This is a genomic window from Leifsonia sp. Leaf264 (genome assembly GCF_001422325.1).
In the GTDB taxonomy this organism is placed as follows: Bacteria; Actinomycetota; Actinomycetes; order Actinomycetales; family Microbacteriaceae; genus Orlajensenia.
The window spans coordinates 143,500-161,408 of the sequence record NZ_LMMR01000001.1 but is presented as its reverse complement, the minus strand read 5'-3'; the positions used below and the strand labels follow the sequence as shown (position 1 = coordinate 161,408).

19 protein-coding genes are annotated in these 17,909 nt (G+C 68.6%); 16 read left to right on the top strand and 3 right to left on the bottom strand.

The features are described from left to right. Positions 1-34: 34 nt before the first annotated feature. Positions 35-766, bottom strand: a complete 732-nt coding sequence (locus ASF30_RS00790; protein ID WP_055900174.1) for an alpha/beta fold hydrolase — start codon at positions 764-766, stop codon at positions 35-37. A gap of 34 nt (positions 767-800) precedes the next feature. Between ASF30_RS00790 and lepA the strand changes: the two genes are divergently transcribed. Genes lepA through hemW form a run of 4 tightly spaced genes read left to right on the top strand, consistent with a single transcriptional unit; the run spans position 801 to position 5,126 of the window. After that, positions 801-2,651 carry a translation elongation factor 4 gene (gene lepA, locus ASF30_RS00785; protein ID WP_055900171.1) on the top strand — a complete coding sequence of 617 codons (1,851 nt, stop codon included), beginning with the start codon at positions 801-803 and terminating at the stop codon, positions 2,649-2,651. Between the two features lie 17 nt (positions 2,652-2,668). Further along, positions 2,669-3,202, top strand: coding sequence for a hypothetical protein (locus ASF30_RS00780; RefSeq protein ID WP_055900168.1), 534 nt, complete (start codon positions 2,669-2,671; stop codon positions 3,200-3,202). A 37-nt stretch (positions 3,203-3,239) separates the two neighbouring features. Then, positions 3,240-3,890 carry a DUF1990 family protein gene (locus tag ASF30_RS00775; RefSeq protein WP_055900165.1) on the top strand — a complete coding sequence of 217 codons (651 nt, stop codon included), beginning with the start codon at positions 3,240-3,242 and terminating at the stop codon, positions 3,888-3,890. A gap of 6 nt (positions 3,891-3,896) precedes the next feature. Further along, a complete protein-coding gene (gene hemW / locus ASF30_RS00770) occupies positions 3,897-5,126 on the top strand; it encodes a radical SAM family heme chaperone HemW (protein ID WP_055900162.1) in 1,230 nt (409 codons plus the stop codon). A 30-nt stretch (positions 5,127-5,156) separates the two neighbouring features. Here the strand turns inward: hemW and ASF30_RS00765 are convergent, their stop codons facing one another. Further along, positions 5,157-5,540, bottom strand: a complete 384-nt coding sequence (locus ASF30_RS00765; RefSeq protein ID WP_055900159.1) for a DUF4870 domain-containing protein — start codon at positions 5,538-5,540, stop codon at positions 5,157-5,159. 129 nt (positions 5,541-5,669) lie between these two features. Continuing rightward, complete coding sequence (locus ASF30_RS00760) at positions 5,670-6,110, bottom strand: DUF4870 domain-containing protein (RefSeq protein WP_055900156.1); 441 nt, start codon at positions 6,108-6,110, stop codon at positions 5,670-5,672. Positions 6,111-6,301: 191 nt separating this feature from the next. On the opposite strand from ASF30_RS00760, the gene hrcA reads away from it, so the two are divergent. The 12 genes from hrcA to ASF30_RS00700 all read left to right on the top strand — a co-directional run bounded on the left by hrcA (position 6,302) and on the right by ASF30_RS00700 (position 17,649). Continuing rightward, positions 6,302-7,324, top strand: a complete 1,023-nt coding sequence (gene hrcA / locus ASF30_RS00755) for a heat-inducible transcriptional repressor HrcA (RefSeq protein WP_055900153.1) — start codon at positions 6,302-6,304, stop codon at positions 7,322-7,324. A gap of 67 nt (positions 7,325-7,391) precedes the next feature. Further along, positions 7,392-8,501, top strand: coding sequence for a molecular chaperone DnaJ (dnaJ, locus tag ASF30_RS00750; RefSeq protein ID WP_055900150.1), 1,110 nt, complete (start codon positions 7,392-7,394; stop codon positions 8,499-8,501). 12 nt (positions 8,502-8,513) lie between these two features. Then, complete coding sequence (locus ASF30_RS00745; protein ID WP_055900147.1) at positions 8,514-9,263, top strand: 16S rRNA (uracil(1498)-N(3))-methyltransferase; 750 nt, start codon at positions 8,514-8,516, stop codon at positions 9,261-9,263. A 51-nt stretch (positions 9,264-9,314) separates the two neighbouring features. Beyond that, positions 9,315-9,665, top strand: coding sequence for a histidine triad nucleotide-binding protein (locus tag ASF30_RS00740; protein WP_055900144.1), 351 nt, complete (start codon positions 9,315-9,317; stop codon positions 9,663-9,665). Between the two features lie 61 nt (positions 9,666-9,726). Continuing rightward, on the top strand, positions 9,727-10,743 hold the full coding sequence (locus tag ASF30_RS00735) for a PhoH family protein (protein WP_082467457.1): 1,017 nt from the start codon (positions 9,727-9,729) through the stop codon (positions 10,741-10,743). A 21-nt stretch (positions 10,744-10,764) separates the two neighbouring features. Then, complete coding sequence (gene ybeY, locus ASF30_RS00730; protein WP_055900141.1) at positions 10,765-11,226, top strand: rRNA maturation RNase YbeY; 462 nt, start codon at positions 10,765-10,767, stop codon at positions 11,224-11,226. Positions 11,227-11,230: 4 nt separating this feature from the next. Beyond that, complete coding sequence (locus ASF30_RS00725; RefSeq protein WP_055900138.1) at positions 11,231-12,550, top strand: hemolysin family protein; 1,320 nt, start codon at positions 11,231-11,233, stop codon at positions 12,548-12,550. Further along, positions 12,537-13,436, top strand: coding sequence for a GTPase Era (gene era / locus ASF30_RS00720; protein ID WP_055902340.1), 900 nt, complete (start codon positions 12,537-12,539; stop codon positions 13,434-13,436). The genes ASF30_RS00725 and era overlap by 14 nt, the downstream gene beginning before the upstream one ends. Next, positions 13,436-14,698 (top strand): sensor histidine kinase, encoded by a 1,263-nt coding sequence (locus ASF30_RS00715; protein ID WP_082467354.1) that lies wholly within the window; start codon positions 13,436-13,438, stop codon positions 14,696-14,698. The genes era and ASF30_RS00715 overlap by 1 nt, the downstream gene beginning before the upstream one ends. Beyond that, positions 14,695-15,360, top strand: a complete 666-nt coding sequence (locus ASF30_RS00710; protein WP_055900135.1) for a response regulator — start codon at positions 14,695-14,697, stop codon at positions 15,358-15,360. The genes ASF30_RS00715 and ASF30_RS00710 overlap by 4 nt, the downstream gene beginning before the upstream one ends. Before the next feature lie 118 nt (positions 15,361-15,478). After that, entirely contained in the window at positions 15,479-16,240 is a 762-nt protein-coding gene (locus ASF30_RS00705; protein ID WP_055900132.1) for an ABC transporter ATP-binding protein, read from the top strand. Then, on the top strand, positions 16,237-17,649 hold the full coding sequence (locus ASF30_RS00700; protein ID WP_055900129.1) for an ABC transporter permease: 1,413 nt from the start codon (positions 16,237-16,239) through the stop codon (positions 17,647-17,649). The genes ASF30_RS00705 and ASF30_RS00700 overlap by 4 nt, the downstream gene beginning before the upstream one ends. Positions 17,650-17,909 lie beyond the last annotated feature (260 nt).

Sequence of the window (17,909 nt, the reverse complement as noted above, 5' to 3'; positions counted from 1 at the left end):
TCACACGGCGTCACGGCATCCGCGTCTGCACCGGTCAGGGCTGGGACGCAGGCACGTCGGCAAGCTCCCGCCAGGCCGCGAGCACGGCATCCGTGAAGGCCTGCGGCTGCACGAGGCTCGCCAGGTGCGTCGCGCCGGGGATGACGGTCAGGGATCCGTGCCGGCTGGCCCGCAGCATCCGTCGCTCGTCGAAGCGGATGTGGTCGTAGCGACCGTTCACCAACCAGACCCGGCCGTCGTACGCGGCGAGGTCGTCGAGGGGCCGGAGCGTTCCGATCGAGCGGAGGCCGGACTGCATGACCTCGAGGGCGATCCCGCCGGAGAGCAGGTCGGACAGGCCGGGCTCACGCACGAGCAGGCGTGCCAGCCCGTCGTTCAGGGCCGAGCCCCGGTCGGGCAGCCGATGGATCGCGGCGGCGACGGCCCGATAGCCGCCGATGAAGATCGGCCGGGGGATCGCTCCGCAGGATGCCGCGACCAGCCCGCGCAACGGTTCCGGGTGGCGCGCCGCGTAGTGCATGCCCAGGTAGCCGCCCATCGACAGGCCGACGAGCAGCACTGGCTCGCCGAGGGCGGCGATGCCGTCGTCGATGGCGGCGGTCGCGGCCTCGATCGAGAAGTCCTCGCCCATCCGTGTTCCGTGTCCGGGCAGGTCGATGGCGAGCGACTCGATGCCGCGATCGGCGAGCGCACCGATCTGCGCGCGCCACATGCTGGATGACGTGCGGATGCCGTGCAGGAAGAGCACCGGAGGACCGCTGTGCATCCAGCCATGCTAGTCATGGGAGAATCGAGTCACGATGTCTCCACGTGCCCTTCAGCCTCTGCAGCCCGCCGCGACCGACCCGGCACTCCTTCGCAACTTCTGCATCATCGCCCACATCGACCACGGCAAGTCGACCCTGGCCGATCGCATGCTGCAGATGACCGGCGTGGTGAGCGACCGCGACATGCGGGCGCAGTACCTCGACCGCATGGACATCGAGCGCGAACGCGGAATCACCATCAAGAGCCAGGCCGTGCGCATGCCGTGGTCGCTGAACGGCAGCACCTACGCGCTCAACATGATCGACACCCCCGGGCACGTCGACTTCACCTACGAGGTGTCGCGTTCGCTCGCCGCCTGCGAGGGCGCCATCCTGCTCGTCGACGCGGCTCAGGGCATCGAGGCCCAGACTCTCGCGAACCTCTACCTGGCGCTCGAGAACGACCTCACGATCATCCCGGTGCTCAACAAGATCGACCTTCCGGCCGCGGATCCCGACAAGTACGCGGGCGAGCTCGCCAGCCTCATCGGTGGTTCTCCCTCCGACGTTCTGCGCGTCTCGGGCAAGACCGGTGCCGGCGTCGAAGACCTCCTCGACCGCGTCACCGAGCTCATCCCCGCCCCGCAGGGCGACAAGGACGCACCGGCTCGCGCCATGATCTTCGACTCCGTCTACGACAGCTACCGCGGCGTCATCACCTACGTGCGCATGATCGACGGTCAGCTGAACCCGCGCGAGCGCATCCAGATGATGTCGACCCGCGCCACCCACGAGATCCTCGAGATCGGCGTGAGCTCTCCCGAGCCGACGCCCAGCAAGGGACTCGGCGTCGGCGAGGTCGGCTACCTGATCACCGGCGTGAAGGACGTGCGTCAGTCCAAGGTCGGCGACACCGTCACCACCGCGGCGAAGCCGGCGACCCAGGCGCTGCCCGGCTACACCGAGCCGCTGCCGATGGTGTTCTCGGGCCTCTACCCGATCGACGGCAGCGACTACCCCGACCTGCGCGAGGCCCTCGACAAGCTGAAGCTGTCGGATGCCGCCCTCGTCTACGAGCCCGAGACCTCCGTGGCGCTCGGCTTCGGCTTCCGTTGCGGCTTCCTCGGCCTCCTGCACCTCGAGATCGTGACCGAGCGCCTCGAGCGCGAGTTCGGCCTCGATCTCATCACGACGGCGCCATCCGTGATCTACGAGGTCACGACCGAGGACAAGAAGACCGTCACCGTCACGAACCCGAGCGAGTTCCCCGGCGGCAAGATCGTCAGCGTGCGCGAGCCCGTGGTGAAGGCGGCCGTTCTCGCCCCCAAGGACTACGTCGGCGTGATCATGGAGATCTGCCAGGCCCGGCGCGGAACGCTCCTCGGCATGGAGTACCTCGGCGAGGACCGTGTCGAGATCCGCTACACGATGCCCCTCGGCGAGATCGTGTTCGACTTCTTCGATCACCTCAAGTCGAAGACGGCCGGTTACGCATCACTCGACTACGAGCCTGCCGGCGACCAGGAGGCCGACCTGGTGAAGGTCGACATCCTGCTGCAGGGCGAGCAGGTCGACGCCTTCAGCGCCATCGTGCACCGCGAGAAGGCCTACGCCTACGGCGTGCTGATGACGGGGCGTCTGCGCAAGCTCATCCCGCGCCAGCAGTTCGAGGTTCCCATCCAGGCTGCCATCGGTGCTCGCATCATCGCGCGTGAGTCGATCAGCGCCATGCGTAAAGACGTTCTGGCCAAGTGCTACGGCGGTGACATCACCCGCAAGCGCAAGCTCCTCGAGAAGCAGAAGGAGGGCAAGAAGCGCATGAAGATGGTGGGACGCGTCGAGGTGCCCCAGGAGGCGTTCATCGCAGCGCTCTCCGGCGACGTGGAGACGAAGGACAAGAAGTAGCGCCTACGCTCGGTGATGTGACCGAGGAGAGCGACGCCGCCGTCATCAGCGGCATCCGGGACCTGGTGACGGATGCCGCCGGCCGACTGGCAGCGGCCGGCGCCCGTGACGAGGCACTCGGCGAGTACGTGCCAGCGCGCCGAACGATGCTGGTCACGCGACGGCCGGTCATGGTGCCCCGCGGGCGCGTGTGGCGGCTGGGCGTGCTGCTCCTCGACGCTGATGGCGCCCTCTATCGAGAGGGACTCACGACCCGCGCGGTTCCGCCGGGGCGAACGCAGTTCCAGTCGGAGTCGGCCGAGGTGCGCCGCGCGTACAGGGATGCCGCCCACCGCGGGAGGTTCAGCGAGGGGGAGACCGTCAACTTCGATGCGACACCGATCGTCCTGGAGGTCGCGGAACTGCGGGCGTCCGCCGGGGTGCTGTTCCTGCGCGGCGACGAGCCGCTGGTGCGCTGGAGCGCCACCGCCGGCGACGACGGGGCCGTCCCGCTGGAACGCTATCTGCGCGACAGGGTCGACCTGCTGGTGAATCCGCCGGCGGGGGCCTGAGCGGCCTCACCAGGACACTTCGGCGTAGGCTGGAGGGATGCGCCGTTCCACCTTCGTCGGAGAGCCTGTCACGTACGGGGCGATCGGCGGCACTCTCGCACCAGACCTCCTCGCCTATCCGCCCGCCGGCTACCGCGCTGAAGAGCACTCCGTCCGCCTCGGCAGCGGGGCTGAGCGGTTCTCCATCGCGTCGTCGTCGCTGATGACGTGGGGCGTGCAACGCGGAAGCGGAATCGACGTGACAGACGTGCGTTCCGGCACCGGAACGCAGTACACCGGCCTGGTCTTCAACGCCGACGGCACCCCGGCCGTCGAGCAGCCCGTTCTGCAGGCCGAGGAGCGCTACGGCCCCGACGGCTCGCCGTTCATCACCGCTGGAATGACCGCGAAGCTGAAGCTGCACCTGTGGCGCTTCTCGATCACAGCGCCCGTGCGCATCATCTACGTGATCGACGAGCCCGGCCGCATCGGCTTCGCCTACGGCACCATGCCCGGCCACCCCGAGAGCGGTGAGGAGGCCTGGGTGCTGGAGCACCGTGACGACGACTCGGTGTGGCTCGTCATCCGCCAGTTCTCCCGTCCGAGCACGGCGTTCTACAGGCTCGCCTCTCCAGTGCTGCGCTCCGCACAGAAGCGCTACACCAAGCGCTACCTGCGCGCGCTGCATCCCGTCGCCGCCGCCGTCTGAGCCACGATGCCCAGCGCTCTTCCCCTCGCCGATCCGGCGCCGGCCGACGGTCTCCTGCCGGCCTCCGTCGTCGACGGAGCAGGTGAGCGCACCTTCGGGGTGTACCTGCACGTGCCGTTCTGCCGTGTGCGCTGCGGCTACTGCGACTTCAACACCTACACCTCCGACGAGATCCGGGGCGTGAAGCAGTCGGACTACGCCGCGCAGGCATCCCTCGAGGTCGCGGCGGGAGCCGGGATCCTCAGCGAGTCCGGCCTCCCGCGGCGCGCTGCGAGCACTGTGTTCTTCGGTGGCGGTACCCCGACGCTGCTGCCGGCCGGCGACCTCGTGCGCATGCTCGACGCCGTCCGCGACTCGTTCGGCATCGAGAGCGGTGCCGAGATCACCACCGAGGCGAACCCGGACTCGGTCGATGCCGACTACCTGGCCGCGCTGGCGGCCGCAGGCTTCACCAGGGTGTCGTTCGGCATGCAGTCCGCCGTGCCGCACGTTCTGGCCACGCTCGAACGCACCCACGATCCCGCACGCATCCCGCTCGTCGTCGGCTGGGCGAGGGATGCCGGGCTCGATGTCAGCCTCGACCTCATCTACGGCACGCCGGGGGAGTCGATCGACGATTGGCGCGCCAGCCTCGAGCACGCCATCGCCCAGCAGCCAGACCACCTGAGCGCCTACTCGCTCATCGTGGAGGACGGCACGAAGCTCGCGCGGCAGATCAAGCGCGGCGAGGTGGCCGAGCCCGACGAGGACCTGCAGGCCGACATGTACGAGCTGGCGGACCGGATGCTGGCCGCCGCCGGCTACGACTGGTACGAGGTCTCCAACTGGTCGCGCGGCGCCGAGCACAGGTCGCGTCACAACCTGGCTTACTGGCAGGGCGGCGATTGGTGGGGCGTCGGCCCCGGCGCCCACAGTCACGTCGGCGGCGTGCGCTGGTGGAACGTGAAGCATCCGGCGGCGTATGCCGACAGGGTGCTCGCTGGAGTCTCACCCGGTGCCGGGCGCGAGACCCTCGACGCCGAGACCCGTGAGGTGGAGCGGGTGCTGCTGCTGGCACGCATCCGCGAGGGCGTCCCGGTCTCGTCACTCCATGCAGCAGGGCGACACGCTGTCGCCGGCCTCATCGCCGACGGCCTCATCAACGCGAAAGCCGCCCTGTCCGGCTCAGTGGAACTGACCCTGACAGGACGGCTTCTGGCTGACGGCGTCGTGCGGCGACTTCTCGCAGACGACTGATCAGGCTGCCTCAGCTGTGTCGGACTCGACTCAGTTGACGAACTTGATGGTGAGCGGGTACGTGTACAGCTGGCCCGCGTTGGCCTTCATCGCGGCGATGATGCCGAAGACTATCGCCAGCACCCAGGCCGCGAGCAGGATCAGGAACCCGACGAGCACGAGGGTGAGGATACTGCCGACCACGTAGACGATCAGCAGCGTGATCTGGAAGTTGAGCGCTGTCGCCGTGTGCTCGCGGATGAACGGTCCCTTGTCCTTCAGCACCAGGTAGCCGATCAGGGCCGGCAGGAATCCGAACAGGATGCCGCCGATGTGGATGAGGGTCGCCCAGAGCTTCTCGTCGGACGGGCTCAGCTGACCCGACGCCTGGTAGGGGTTCTGCGGCGGGGGAGGAGGAGGTGTTGCGTCGGACATGATGACTCCTAGTCGTCGGTCGGGCAGATACTCCCGCGAGCGGTCGAAGGCCCGGTGGGTGCACTGAAACGATAGCGCCACGGTCGATGCGGCGGTACACCCCTTCGTGCAGTCTCGTGGCGCGAAAGGTCAGTGCACGAGGCGCAGGGAGAACGGGTACCTGTAGCTGCCGCCGTTGTTCACCCTCATGCCGCCGATGATGGAGAAGATCACGTCGACGATCACGAGCGCCCATCCGATGATCTGGAAGAGCGGGCCGAGCACGATCCACACGGGGCCGAGCCACCAGAACAGGGCTCCGATGATCGTCGAGACGATCGCCCAGACGATGATGGCGCCCACCATGGTGATCTGGAAGTTCAGCGCCTCGCGAGCCTCGGTGCGGGTCAGGTGTCCGCGCTTCCCGAGCACGATGTAGATGATCAGGGCGGGGAGCACCGCGAGGACGGCGGCCCAGCTGCTGAAGAAGCCGAGGATGGCGATGGCCCCGCCGAAGTGCGCGAATGACGCCCACTGGCGATCCTCCGTCGCCGAGAACGGCTCGTTCGGGGTGTGGTCGGTGTCGCTCATGCGGATGCTTCTCCTCATCGGCGGATGCGCGCAGGCTGTCTCCGGTCGAGCCCGATCGCGGCCCGTCTGGCTGCGGCTTCACGCTACTGGTTCGAAACTCCGCCCGGCAAACGACTGTTGCGCCGCTGTCGGGTAGAATTGGCACTCAGACTTTACGAGTGCTAAACCTTGCGGCAGGGAGTTGACGACTGATGGTGTCAGAACGTTCGCTCGCCGTGCTCCGGGCCATCGTGCACGACTATGTCGCCTCGCGTGAACCCGTCGGGTCGAAGGCCATCGTCGAACGCCACTCCTTCGGCGTCTCGGCCGCGACCATCCGCAACGACATGGCGCTGCTCGAGGAGGAGGAGCTCATCGCGGCCCCGCACACCTCGTCCGGCCGCATCCCGACGGACAAGGGCTATCGCCTGTTCGTCGATCGTCTGACCGACGTCAAGCCGCTCTCGGTCGCCCAACGCCACGCCATCGAGACCTTCCTCGGCGCCTCCGCCGACTTCGACGACGTCCTCGGGCGCACCGTTCGGCTACTCTCCCAGCTCACCCACCAGGTCGCGCTGGTGCAGTACCCGTCCCTCAGCCGTGCACGGGTGCGCCACATCGAGCTGGTCGGCCTCAGCGACACGCGCCTGCTCTCCGTCCTGATCACCGACAACGGTCGGGTCGAGCAGCGGGTCATCGAGCTGGCTGCCCCCGTCGACGAGGTCCAGCTGGCCGAGCTGCGCATGCGGCTCAACGGCGTGCTCGGTGGATTGGCGATGCCGGATGCCGCAGAGCGGCTCACCGGTCTCGTCGACGACGTCGCCCCAGACGCGCGCCCGCTGGCCGAGGTGATCGTGCACGCCCTCGGCGAGCAGGTGCTGGCCCACCGTCAGGACCGACTCGTGATGGCGGGCGCGGCCAACCTGGTGCGCACGGAGAGCGATTTCTCCGGCAGCATCTTCCCCGTCATGGAGGCCATCGAGGAGCAGGTGGTGCTGTTGCGCCTGTTCGGCGAGATGGCGGCAGACCAGAACGCGGTCTCCGTCAGCATCGGCCGCGAGAACGCCCCGTTCGGACTGGGGGAGACCTCGATCATGCTGAGCGGGTACTCGGCGTCGCAGGGCGATATCGCGAGCGTCGGCCTGCTCGGCCCGACGCGCATGGACTACTCGAACAACATGGCGGCGGTCCGCGCCGTCGCCCGCTACCTCTCGAAGCTCCTCGCCGAGGGCTGAGGGGCAATCCAGGAACATCTCCCGAGGCTGAAGAACTCGTTCGGGAGCGGAAAGGAATCGGCTGCCTGTGGCTGACCACTACGAAGTACTCGGCGTCTCACGAGAGGCGACACCCGACGAGATCAAGAAGGCCTATCGGCGTCTCGCCCGTGAGCTCCACCCCGACGTGAACCCCGGGGCCGATGCCTCGGAGAGGTTCAAGCTCGTCACCCATGCCTACGACGTGTTGAGCGACCCCAAGCAGCGCCAGCAGTACGACCTCGGCGGACAGGGCGGATTCGGCGGCGGCTCGGCTGACTTCGGCGGCTTCGGCGACATCTTCGAGACCTTCTTCGGGGGTGGCGGCAACAGTGGGCGTCGCGGCCCGCGTTCACGCCGCGAGCGCGGTCAGGACGCCCTGCTCCGCGTCGAGGTGGACCTCGACGAGATCGTCTTCGGCACGCACCGCGAGATCGAGGTCGACACGGCCATCCTCTGCGAGACCTGCCAGGGATCGTGCTGCCAGCCGGGCACCCACCCCGTCACCTGCGACATCTGCCACGGAACCGGCAGCATCCAGCGAGCCGTGCGCTCGCTGCTCGGCAACGTGATGACCTCCAGCCCCTGCGGAACCTGCCGCGGTTACGGCACCGTCATCGCCTCCCCGTGCGTCACCTGCCAGGGCCAGGGCCGGGTGCGTGCGCGCCGGACTGTCCCCGTGGACATCCCCGCCGGCGTCGACACCGGTGTGCGGCTGCAGATGCCGGGCAGCGGCGAGGCCGGTCCGGCCGGTGGCCCGAACGGCGACCTGTACCTCGAGATGAAGGTGCGTCACCACGACGTCTTCAGCCGCGACGGTGACGACCTGCTCTGCACCCTCGAGGTTCCGATGACCGATGCCATCCTCGGTACCACCGCCACAGTGCACGCCCTCGACGGAGACGTCGAGGTCGAGTTGAAGCCCGGCGTGCAGAGCGCCGAGATCATCACGGTGCGCGACCGCGGCGTCACGAAGCTCCGCGGCAACGGACGAGGAGACCTGAAGATCGGCGTGCAGGTCGTCACTCCGATGAAGCTGAGCGGCAAGGAGCGCGAACTCATCGCGCAGTTCGCGAAGTCGCACAAGGCGCCGAAGCCGGCACTGACCCATTTCCAGCAGGGACTGTTCGCCAAGCTGCGCGACAGGTTCCTCGGCTGATCGGCACCGACCGTGAGCTCGCTGTACCTGAGTGACGACCTCGAGCCCGAGGCCGTCGCCGACTCCGTGACGATCACCGGCGCCGAGGCGCGGCACGCCGTTACCGTCGGACGCACGCGGGTCGGCGAGACCATCTCGATCGGTAACGGGCGTGGCCTGATCGTGACGGGCACCGTCACGACGGCGGCGCCGGGCGAGCTCACGATCGCCGCTGACCGGATCCAGCGGGTGGATGCGGCATCGCCCCGCCTCGTCCTCGTGCAGGCCCTCGCCAAGGGGGATCGTGACGAACTCGCCGTGCAGGCTGCCACCGAACTCGGCGTCGACGCCGTGATCCCGTGGTCGGCCTCCCGGTCGATCTCGCGCTGGGACGCTGCGAAGGCCGTGAAGGGCCGCGATCGCTGGGCGACCATAGCCCGCGAGGCCACCAAGCAGTCCATCCGCCCGTGGGCGACCGAGGTGCTCGACCTCGCCAGTACGAAGCAGCTCGCAGTCCTGGCCGGATCCACCCGGATGCTCCTGCTCGAGCCGACGGCGACGCTGGCGCTCACGGAGATCGACCTGGAGACCGAGGAGCAGCATCCGGCCGCGGCCGACATCGTCATCGTTGTCGGCCCGGAAGGCGGCATCGCCCCCGCCGAACTCGACGCGCTGGGCGCGGCCGGTGCTCGCGCCGTTCGTCTCGGGGCATCAGTCCTGCGCACCTCGACGGCCGGCCCGGCCGCCATCGCCGTGCTGAACGCCCGTCTCGGCCGCTGGTAGCGGTTCGGCGCAGGCCTGCGGTGCTCCGCGGCCACGGCTTAAGATGGATCCATGGCTGAACCGAGCATCTTCACCCGCATCATCGCGCGTGAGGTCCCCGCGACGATCGTGTTCGAGACCGACCGCGTCATCGCCTTCAACGACATTGCGCCGCAGGCGCCGGTGCACATCATCGTGACGCCGAAGACCGAGCGATATCGCGACGTCGTCGAGCTCGCCGCCGGCGACTCCGAGCTCCTCGCCGAGCTCGTCTCGACGGCGCGCACCCTGGCCGACGAACACGCCGACGGTGAGTTCAGGCTCGTCTTCAACACCGGCGCGAGTGCAGGCCAGACCGTTTTCCACGTCCACGCACACGTGCTCGCCGGCGGCCTCGGGGAGGGCACGCTTGGCTCCGAGTGACGCGGACGCGACCCCCGGAACGCCGTTCGGCGAGGCCCACCTGCACGTCGACGGCATCGCCATGGTGCGACTCCTCGGTCCGCAGGACCGCCTGCTGACGACGATCGAGCGGCAGTACCCCGTCGTGAACGTGCACGTGCGCGGCAACGAGATCTCATTGAGCGGACCGGCGAGCGACGTCGAGGCAGTCCGCCGACTCATCGAGGAGCTTCAGCAGATGGTGCGCAACGGTCAGAACCTGAGTCCCGTCGAGGTGACCAGTTCGGCGCGGATGCTCGATGCCGACGCCTCCTCGAGCCCGAGCGACCTGCTCGGCCAGGCGATCCTGCAGACCCGCGGGCGCAGCATCCGCCCGAAGACCCTCGGCCAGAAGCAGTACGTCGACGCGATCGACGAGAACACCATCGTCTTCGGCATCGGTCCTGCCGGAACCGGAAAGACCTACCTCGCCATGGCCAAGGCCGTGCAGTCGCTGCAGCGCAAGGAGGTCAACCGCATCATCCTGACCCGTCCGGCCGTGGAGGCCGGCGAGCGTCTCGGGTTCCTGCCCGGAAGCCTCACCGACAAGATCGACCCCTACCTGCGCCCGCTCTACGACGCCCTCAACGAGATGATGGACCCCGAGCTGGTTCCGAAGCTGCTCGCCGCCGGCACCGTCGAGGTGGCGCCGCTGGCCTACATGCGCGGACGCACCCTCAACGATTCCTTCGTGATCCTCGACGAGGCGCAGAACACCACGCCCGAGCAGATGAAGATGTTCCTGACCCGTCTCGGCTTCGGCTCGAAGATGGTCGTCACGGGCGACATCACCCAGGTCGACCTGCCTGCGGGTTCGTCGGGACTGCGGATCGTCACTCGCATCCTCGACGGCATCGACGAGATCCACTTCGCCAGGCTCACCAGCGACGACGTCGTCCGTCACACTCTGGTCGGCCGCATCGTCGACGCCTACAGCGAGTTCGACGAGAAGAAGCAGGCCCAGCGCTTCGAGCGCGAGCAGGCGGCCGAGTTCGCGAACCGGGCCGAACGCCGCGGGTCGCTCCCCAGAGACCACAAGCCGCCGCGTGCGACGCGCTAGAACGAGACGAGTGAGAACCCAGTGAGCATCGAGATCAACAACGAGTCGGCCGTGCCCGTCGACGAGGTCGCGCTTCAGCGCCTCGCCGTGTACGCCCTCGACACGCTGCACGTGCACGCCGACGCCGACCTCGCCATCGTGCTGGTCGATGAGGGAGCCATGGAGCAGCTGCACGTGCAGTGGATGGACGAGCCAGGCCCCACCGACGTGCTCAGCTTCCCGATGGACGAACTGCGTCCGGGCACCGAGGAGAACCCGGCCCCGCCCGGACTGCTCGGCGACATCGTCCTCTGCCCCCAGGTGGCGCAGTCGCAGGCCGAGACGGCCGGGCACGGCCTCACCGACGAACTGCAGCTCCTCACCACCCACGGCATCCTGCACCTGCTCGGATTCGACCACGCGGAACCGGAGGAGGAGAAGGAGATGTTCGGCATCCAGCGCGACATCCTCGTCGGCTTCGCCCTGCAGGAGCGTCGCGGCTGATCGCATGATCTGGTTCTTCATCATCGCCGCTTTCGCCCTGGTGGCGTTCGGCGGACTCATGGCAGCCGTCGACTCGGCCCTCTCGGCGCTCTCTCGAGCCGACGTCGTCGACCTCGCCGAGGGATCGCGCGTCGAGCGCTCTCTGCGCGCCATCGCGGAGGACACCGGCGCCCACATCAACGCCGTCAACTTCGTGCGCATCGTCTCGGAGACCACGGCCGCCGTGCTCGTCACCCTGGTCTTCGCGTTCACGATCGAGAACGTCTGGATAGCCCTGCTGCTGTCGGCGCTGATCATGACGGCCATCTCGTTCGTGCTGGTGGGCTCGAGCCCCCGCAGCGTCGGCCGGGCCAACGCGAAGACCGTGCTGCGGTTGTCGGCGCCGATCGTGCATCTGGTGCGCGTCGTCCTCGGCCCGGTGGCCAGCGCCCTCGTCGCACTCGGCAACAGGGTGACGCCGGGGCGCGCCCGCCTGGTCACCTTCTCGTCAGAGCAGCAGCTGCTCAGCATGGTCGACGAGGCGACGGAGCTCGAGGTGCTCGAGGAGGACGACCGCGAGTTGATCCACTCGATCTTCGCCTTCGGCGACACCGTCATCCGCGAGGTCATGATCCCGCGCACGGACATGGTCACCATCGATGGAACGGCCGACCTCAGCACGGCGATGGGCCTGTTCCTCAGCACCGGCGTCTCCCGCATCCCCGTGATGGCCGCTGACGTCGACGACATCATCGGCATCCTCTACCTCCGCGACGTCGCCAAGCTGAGCCACGAGCGTCCCATCGACGCCGACGGGATCAGCGTGGCGGAACTGGCGCGACCGGCCCTGTTCGTGCCCGAGTCGAAGAAGGCCGACGACACCCTCCGTCAGATGCAGACCGAGTCGAACCACCTCGCCATGGTGGTCGACGAGTACGGAGGAATCGCCGGCCTCGTGACCCTCGAAGACCTCATCGAGGAGCTCGTCGGCGACATCTCCGACGAGTACGACCGCGAGGTCGTCGAGATCGAGGACCTCGGCGACGAGCGCTACCGTGTCGCAGCGCGCCTCCCCGTCGACGAGCTGGGCGACATCTTCGGCCTCGAACTCGACGATGACGACGTCGACTCCGTCGGAGGCCTGCTGGCGAAGGCGCTGGGCCGCCTTCCGGTGCCGGGGTCGGTGGCATCCGTCAGCGGTCTCGTGCTCACGGCGGATCGCAGCGAGGGCCGCCGCAAGCGCATCAGTACAGTGATCGTTGAGCGCGATCAGGCACTCATCGATGTCCAGGCGTCTTTCGCTCCGGATGCAGCAGAGCAAGGAGAACGTCATGACAGCCACTGACTACAGGGCGGGCTTCGTCTCGTTCGTCGGACGCCCCAACGTGGGCAAGTCCACGCTGACCAATGCTCTCGTCGGCCAGAAGGTCGCTATCACGAGCTCCAAGCCGCAGACCACCCGCCGCGCCATCCGCGGGATCGTGCACAGGCCGAACGGCCAGCTCATCCTCGTCGACACCCCCGGCATCCATCGCCCGCGCACCCTGCTCGGTGAGAGGCTCAACAGCCTGGTCACCTCCACCCTCGGCGACGTCGACGTCATCGGGATGTGCTTCCCGGCGGACGAGCCCATCGGCCCCGGTGACAAGTTCATCAACGAGCAGCTCGACAGCTTCCCGCGCGCCAAGAAGGTGGCCATCGTCACGAAGGTCGACGTCGCCTCCAAGCAGAAGGTCGCCGCCCAGCTGCTCAAGGTCAGCGAACTGCGCGAGTGGGACTCCGTCATCCCGCTGTCGGCCGTGAGCGGCGAGCAGCTCGACATCCTCACGGCAGAGCTGCTCAAGCTCCTCCCGCTCTCCGAGCAGCCGCTCTACCCCGAGGAGGCCGTGACCGACGAGGGCCTCGAGGACCGCATCGCCGAGTTCATCCGCGAGGCCGCCCTCGAAGGCGTCAGTGATGAGCTGCCGCACTCCATCGCCGTCACCATCGATGACATCGTGCAGCGGGAGGACAAGGACCTCGTCGAGATCTACGCGAACCTCTTCGTCGAGCGCGACAGCCAGAAGGGCATCATCATCGGCAAGGGCGGGTCGAGGCTCGCGGATGTCGGGACTCGGGCCCGCGCCCAGATCGAGCCCCTCGTCGGTTCGAAGGTCTTCCTGTCGCTGCGCGTGAAGGTGGCCAAGGAATGGCAGCGCGACCCCAAGCAGCTCGGCAAGCTCGGCTTCTGATGACGATCCCCGACCCGGCGCCGGTCCTCCCGGGCCGAACCCCCGGGGACGGGCTGATCCGCAGGCTGCCCGGCCGCAGCCTCGCCTTCGACCTGAGCGCGGCGGCACTGCTGTTCCTGGTCGCCCTCACCGTGAGCGTCGGGCAGGGGGCGGCATCCGTCGTCGCACTCGTCGTGCTCTGCGGGGCGCTGGCGATCCGTCGGGTCTCGCCGGCGCTCGCCCTCGCCGTGGCGTGGCTCGGTGCCGTCGTGCAGCTCGTGACACTCAGCGATCCCGGCGCGGCGAACATCGCGATCTGCGGCGTGCTCTACGCCACGGCCGCCTACGGAAGCCGACTGGTGCGCTGGCTCGGACTCGGCTCGGCCGTTCTCGGCACAATCGTCGCGACCGGCTATCTGGTCGCCGTGCAGCCCGCTCTCCGGGGGCAGGACAGTGCGACCATCGTGCAGCCGACTGACGGCTCCCGAATCTGGGCGATCACCCTCGCCTTCGGAATCGGCATCCTGGCCCTGCTGGGCCTCTCGTGGACGCTCGGCCTCCTCGTGCGCACGGTGGGCCTCGCGAGAACGGCCCGCGTCGAGGCGCGCATCGCCGACGAACGCGCCCAGTACGAGGTCGCCGTCGAGCAGGAGCGCACCCGCATCGCGCGTGACATGCACGACGTGGTGGCCCACTCGCTCGCTGTCGTCATCGCCCAGGCGGATGGGGCACGATACGCGGCCTCTGTCGATCCGGCGGCGGGTGACGTGCAGACTCTCGCTCTCGCGACGATCGCCGGAACCGCCCGTACGGCCCTCGGAGACGTGCGCCTGCTGCTGGCGGAGCTCCGCCACAACGGCTCCGACTCGCCGCAGCCCAGGCTCGACGACATCGATGTGCTCGTCGAGCAGCTGCGGGCGACCGGCATGACCGTGACAGTCGAGCGCACCGGCGAACGGCGGCAGCTGGGCGCCGGACACGAGATCGCCGCCTACCGCATCGTGCAGGAGGCACTCACGAACGCCCTCCGTCACGGCGAACCCGATGCGCCGGTGCTCCTCGTTCTGGCGTGGGACGACGTCGACCTCGCGATCAGGGTCGAGAACGCTGTGCGAACCGATACCGCGACCCAGACTGTCACCTCCTTCGGACACGGCCTGCCCGGCATGCGCGAGCGCGCCACGCTGACCGGCGGCTCGCTGATCGCCCGCCGCAGCGCCGCCGACCCGAGCCGGTTCGTCGTCGAGGCGAGCATCCCGGTGTCGACCGGGGGAGCCTCGTGAGCCGCATCCGTGTCGCCCTCGTCGACGACCAGGCCCTGTTCCGCGCCGGCATCCGCATGCTCATCTCGTCGCAGCCCGACCTCGAGTTCGTGGGTGAGGCCGCGAACGGACGCGAGGCGATCCTGCTCGCGAGCTCTGCTCGACCCGACGTCATGCTCATGGACATCCGCATGCCCGAGCTCGACGGCATCCAGGCCACGGCGGAGATCGTGCAGGACGCCCCGGATGCCGCCGACCCCGGCCCGCGCATCATCGTGCTCACGACCTTCGACCTCGACGAGAGCGCTGCACGCGCCATCCGGGCCGGTGCCAGCGGCTTCGTGCTGAAGGACGCCGACCCCGAGTTCCTCCTCGCGGCCATCCGCACGGTGCACGCCGGCAACGCCGTGATCGCGGCTTCAGCCACCAGGCGGCTGTTCGAGGAGTTCCGGGCTACTCCGGATGCCGTTCCTCGGCCGACGGCCTTCGCCGAGCTCACTCCGCGCGAGCGGGAGATCTTCGTGCTCGCCGCCAGGGGACTGAGCAATGCCGAGATCGCCGCGGCGGAGTTCCTCAGCGAGGCCACGGTGAAGACTCACGTCTCTCGCATCCTGACGAAGCTCTCGCTCCGCGACAGGGTGCAGCTCGTCGTCTACGCCTACGAGAACGGCCTCGTCGACTGAGGCCACACCCGCTGGTACTCGACCAGCGGAACGAGGAGCCAACATCATCCTTCCGATGTACGCCGGATGCTCCCTCCGCCCGATTCGCCGCCGCGGGTGCGTCCGTAGCGTCGTAGACATGCAGATCCAGACCTCAGACCTCGGGCTCGTCGCCCGCGTCGCCCGCCTCAGCAAGTCCTTCGGCTCGGGAGCCGGAACAGTCACAGCCCTCGACGACGTGTCCATCGGCATCCGTCGTGGGGAGTTCACCGCCATCATGGGACCGAGTGGATCCGGCAAGTCGACCCTCATGCACCTCATGGCCGGCCTCGATTCGCCGACGTCCGGCGAGGTCTGGCTCGGCGACACCGAGATCTCCGGTCTCGGCGACAGCCAGCTGACACTGCTGCGCCGTCGTCGCGTCGGCTTCGTGTTCCAGTCCTTCAACCTCGTGCCCACCCTCGACGTGCGCGCCAACGTCATGCTGCCGTTCGAACTCGACGGCCGCCGCCCGACGGCATCCGAGAAGGAGTGGATCGAGAGGCTCTACGAGTCGCTCGGGCTGCAGTCGCGCCTCACCCACCGCCCGCACGAGCTCTCCGGCGGACAGCAGCAGCGCGTGGCGATCGCCCGCGCCCTCGCCACCCGTCCCGACCTGGTCTTCGCCGACGAACCGACGGGCAGCCTCGACTCGCGCACAGGTCGCGAGGTGCTCACCCTCCTCGCGACCGCCGCCCGCGAATACGGCCAGAGCATCGCCATGGTGACCCACGATCCGCTTGCAGCGAGCCACGCCGACCGCATCCTGTTCCTGGCCGACGGCCGGGTCGTCGACGACCGCCCCGGTGCCACGGCCGAGGAGATCTCGCGCATCATGCTCGGGATGGAGGCCGCGGCATGAGCGCCAACCCCGCTCGCCTGACCGGCCGCCCTCGCGATCACGTCTCGAGCATCGTCGTCGCCTCGCTGAGTGCGACATTCGGCGTCGTGCTGCTCGAGGCCACGGGCCTCATCAGCACCGTCGTCGACTCCTCGGGCATGACCGAGGGATCGACCACGGTACGCGCCATCCTCACCGTCGTCACGTCGGTGTTCACCCTCATCGCGGTCTACGTCGGAGCCATCGTCACGGCGAACACCTTCTCGACGATCATCGCCGGCCGCGTCCGCGAGATCGCCCTCCTCCGCCTCATCGGCGCCCAGGCGAAGACGGTGCGCCGCAGCGTCGCCACCGAGGGCCTCATCGTCGGCCTGCTCGGATCCGCCCTCGGCCTGATGGTCGGCATCCTCATCGCCGTCCTCACCGTGGTCATCGGCATGGCACAGGGCTGGCTGCCCGAGTTGGAGTACGGCTTCCTCGACCCAACGATCCTGCTGCCCGTGGGCGTCGTCGCCGTGACCACGTGGGCGGCGGCCTGGGTCGGCTCGCGCAAGGTGACCACGGTCACTCCGCTCGCCGCGACGGGTGCCTCGGTCGAGGCCACGCGCGAGGAGGCCGTGCGACGCACCGGCCGCAACGTCGCTGCGATCATCCTCTTCGTCATCGGCCTCGGCCTCGTCGCACTGGGTGTCGTCGTCGGCCTCGTCTCGGTCTTCGGCCTGATCATCGCGTTCTTCGGGGGAGTGCTCTCGTTCACCGGCATCATCGTCGGCGCGCACATCATCATGCCGCCGGTTCTGACGCTGGTCGGACGGATGCTGGGCTCCAAGCCTCCGGCACGGCTCGCCGCCGAGAACGCCGTGCGTTTCCCCGACCGCTCCTCGCGCGCCACCATCGGCCTCGTGATCGGCGTGACCCTCGTCACGATGTTCGCCGTGGCCATGCAGAGCTACCGCGACATGATCGTCACCCAGTTCGCCGACGACCCGATGGCCCTGGCCGCGATCGACCAGACCCTCACCGTCACGACAGCGATCTTCACCGGCCTGGTCGGTTTCTCAGCCGTCATCGCCGCCATCGGCATGATCAACAACCTGTCGCTCAGCGTGCTCCAGCGCACCCGGGAACTCGGCCTCCTGCGTGCCCTCGGCTTCACCGGCCGTCAGGTGCGTTCGATGATCGTCGCCGAGAGCGCCCAGATGACCGTCGCCGCCATCGGCCTCGGCGTGCTGCTCGGCGTCTTCTACGGCTGGGCCGCCGCGCAGTCGATGCTCGGCTCGATCGTTCACGGCATCGCCGCCCCGTCGCTCCCGTGGGCGATCATCGGCATCACCGTTCTCGCGGGCATCGTGCTCACGCTGGCGGCATCCGTCGCCCCGGCCCGTCGGGCCACCACGGTCTCGCCCGTCGTCGCCCTCGCGGTCGACTGAGGCGAAGGGACTCGACCGTTGGGGGGCCATCGGTCGGGACGGGCAGGGGCGGCGCTGCAGCCGCCCCTGCCGCATATCGGGTGGCATGCCGGCGCCGTGGTCGAAGCCCGAACCACGGGCGAGGTCACGGCAGCGTTGCGATCGCGACGAAGCATCCGTCATACGGTCGGCGCGGATGCTAACCTGTTTCTGTGTTCCACGGCTTCCTCCTTCTTAGCTGCCGCGACGAGTCCTAACTCAGGCCTCCCTCGTCGCGGAGT

Coding starts and splice junctions, on each gene's coding strand:
- ASF30_RS00790 (WP_055900174.1), bottom strand. CDS start 766: ATGCACAGCGGTCCTCCGGTGCTCTTCCTGCACGGCATCCGCACGTCA.
- hemW (WP_055900162.1), top strand. CDS start 3,897: ATGCCCAGCGCTCTTCCCCTCGCCGATCCGGCGCCGGCCGACGGTCTC.
- ASF30_RS00735 (WP_082467457.1), top strand. CDS start 9,727: ATGGTGCGACTCCTCGGTCCGCAGGACCGCCTGCTGACGACGATCGAG.
- ASF30_RS00715 (WP_082467354.1), top strand. CDS start 13,436: ATGACGATCCCCGACCCGGCGCCGGTCCTCCCGGGCCGAACCCCCGGG.
- ASF30_RS00765 (WP_055900159.1), bottom strand. CDS start 5,540: ATGTCCGACGCAACACCTCCTCCTCCCCCGCCGCAGAACCCCTACCAG.
- ASF30_RS00725 (WP_055900138.1), top strand. CDS start 11,231: ATGATCTGGTTCTTCATCATCGCCGCTTTCGCCCTGGTGGCGTTCGGC.
- ASF30_RS00740 (WP_055900144.1), top strand. CDS start 9,315: ATGGCTGAACCGAGCATCTTCACCCGCATCATCGCGCGTGAGGTCCCC.
- ASF30_RS00700 (WP_055900129.1), top strand. CDS start 16,237: ATGAGCGCCAACCCCGCTCGCCTGACCGGCCGCCCTCGCGATCACGTC.
- era (WP_055902340.1), top strand. CDS start 12,537: ATGACAGCCACTGACTACAGGGCGGGCTTCGTCTCGTTCGTCGGACGC.
- ASF30_RS00705 (WP_055900132.1), top strand. CDS start 15,479: ATGCAGATCCAGACCTCAGACCTCGGGCTCGTCGCCCGCGTCGCCCGC.
- ASF30_RS00775 (WP_055900165.1), top strand. CDS start 3,240: ATGCGCCGTTCCACCTTCGTCGGAGAGCCTGTCACGTACGGGGCGATC.
- ASF30_RS00760 (WP_055900156.1), bottom strand. CDS start 6,110: ATGAGCGACACCGACCACACCCCGAACGAGCCGTTCTCGGCGACGGAG.
- lepA (WP_055900171.1), top strand. CDS start 801: ATGTCTCCACGTGCCCTTCAGCCTCTGCAGCCCGCCGCGACCGACCCG.
- hrcA (WP_055900153.1), top strand. CDS start 6,302: ATGGTGTCAGAACGTTCGCTCGCCGTGCTCCGGGCCATCGTGCACGAC.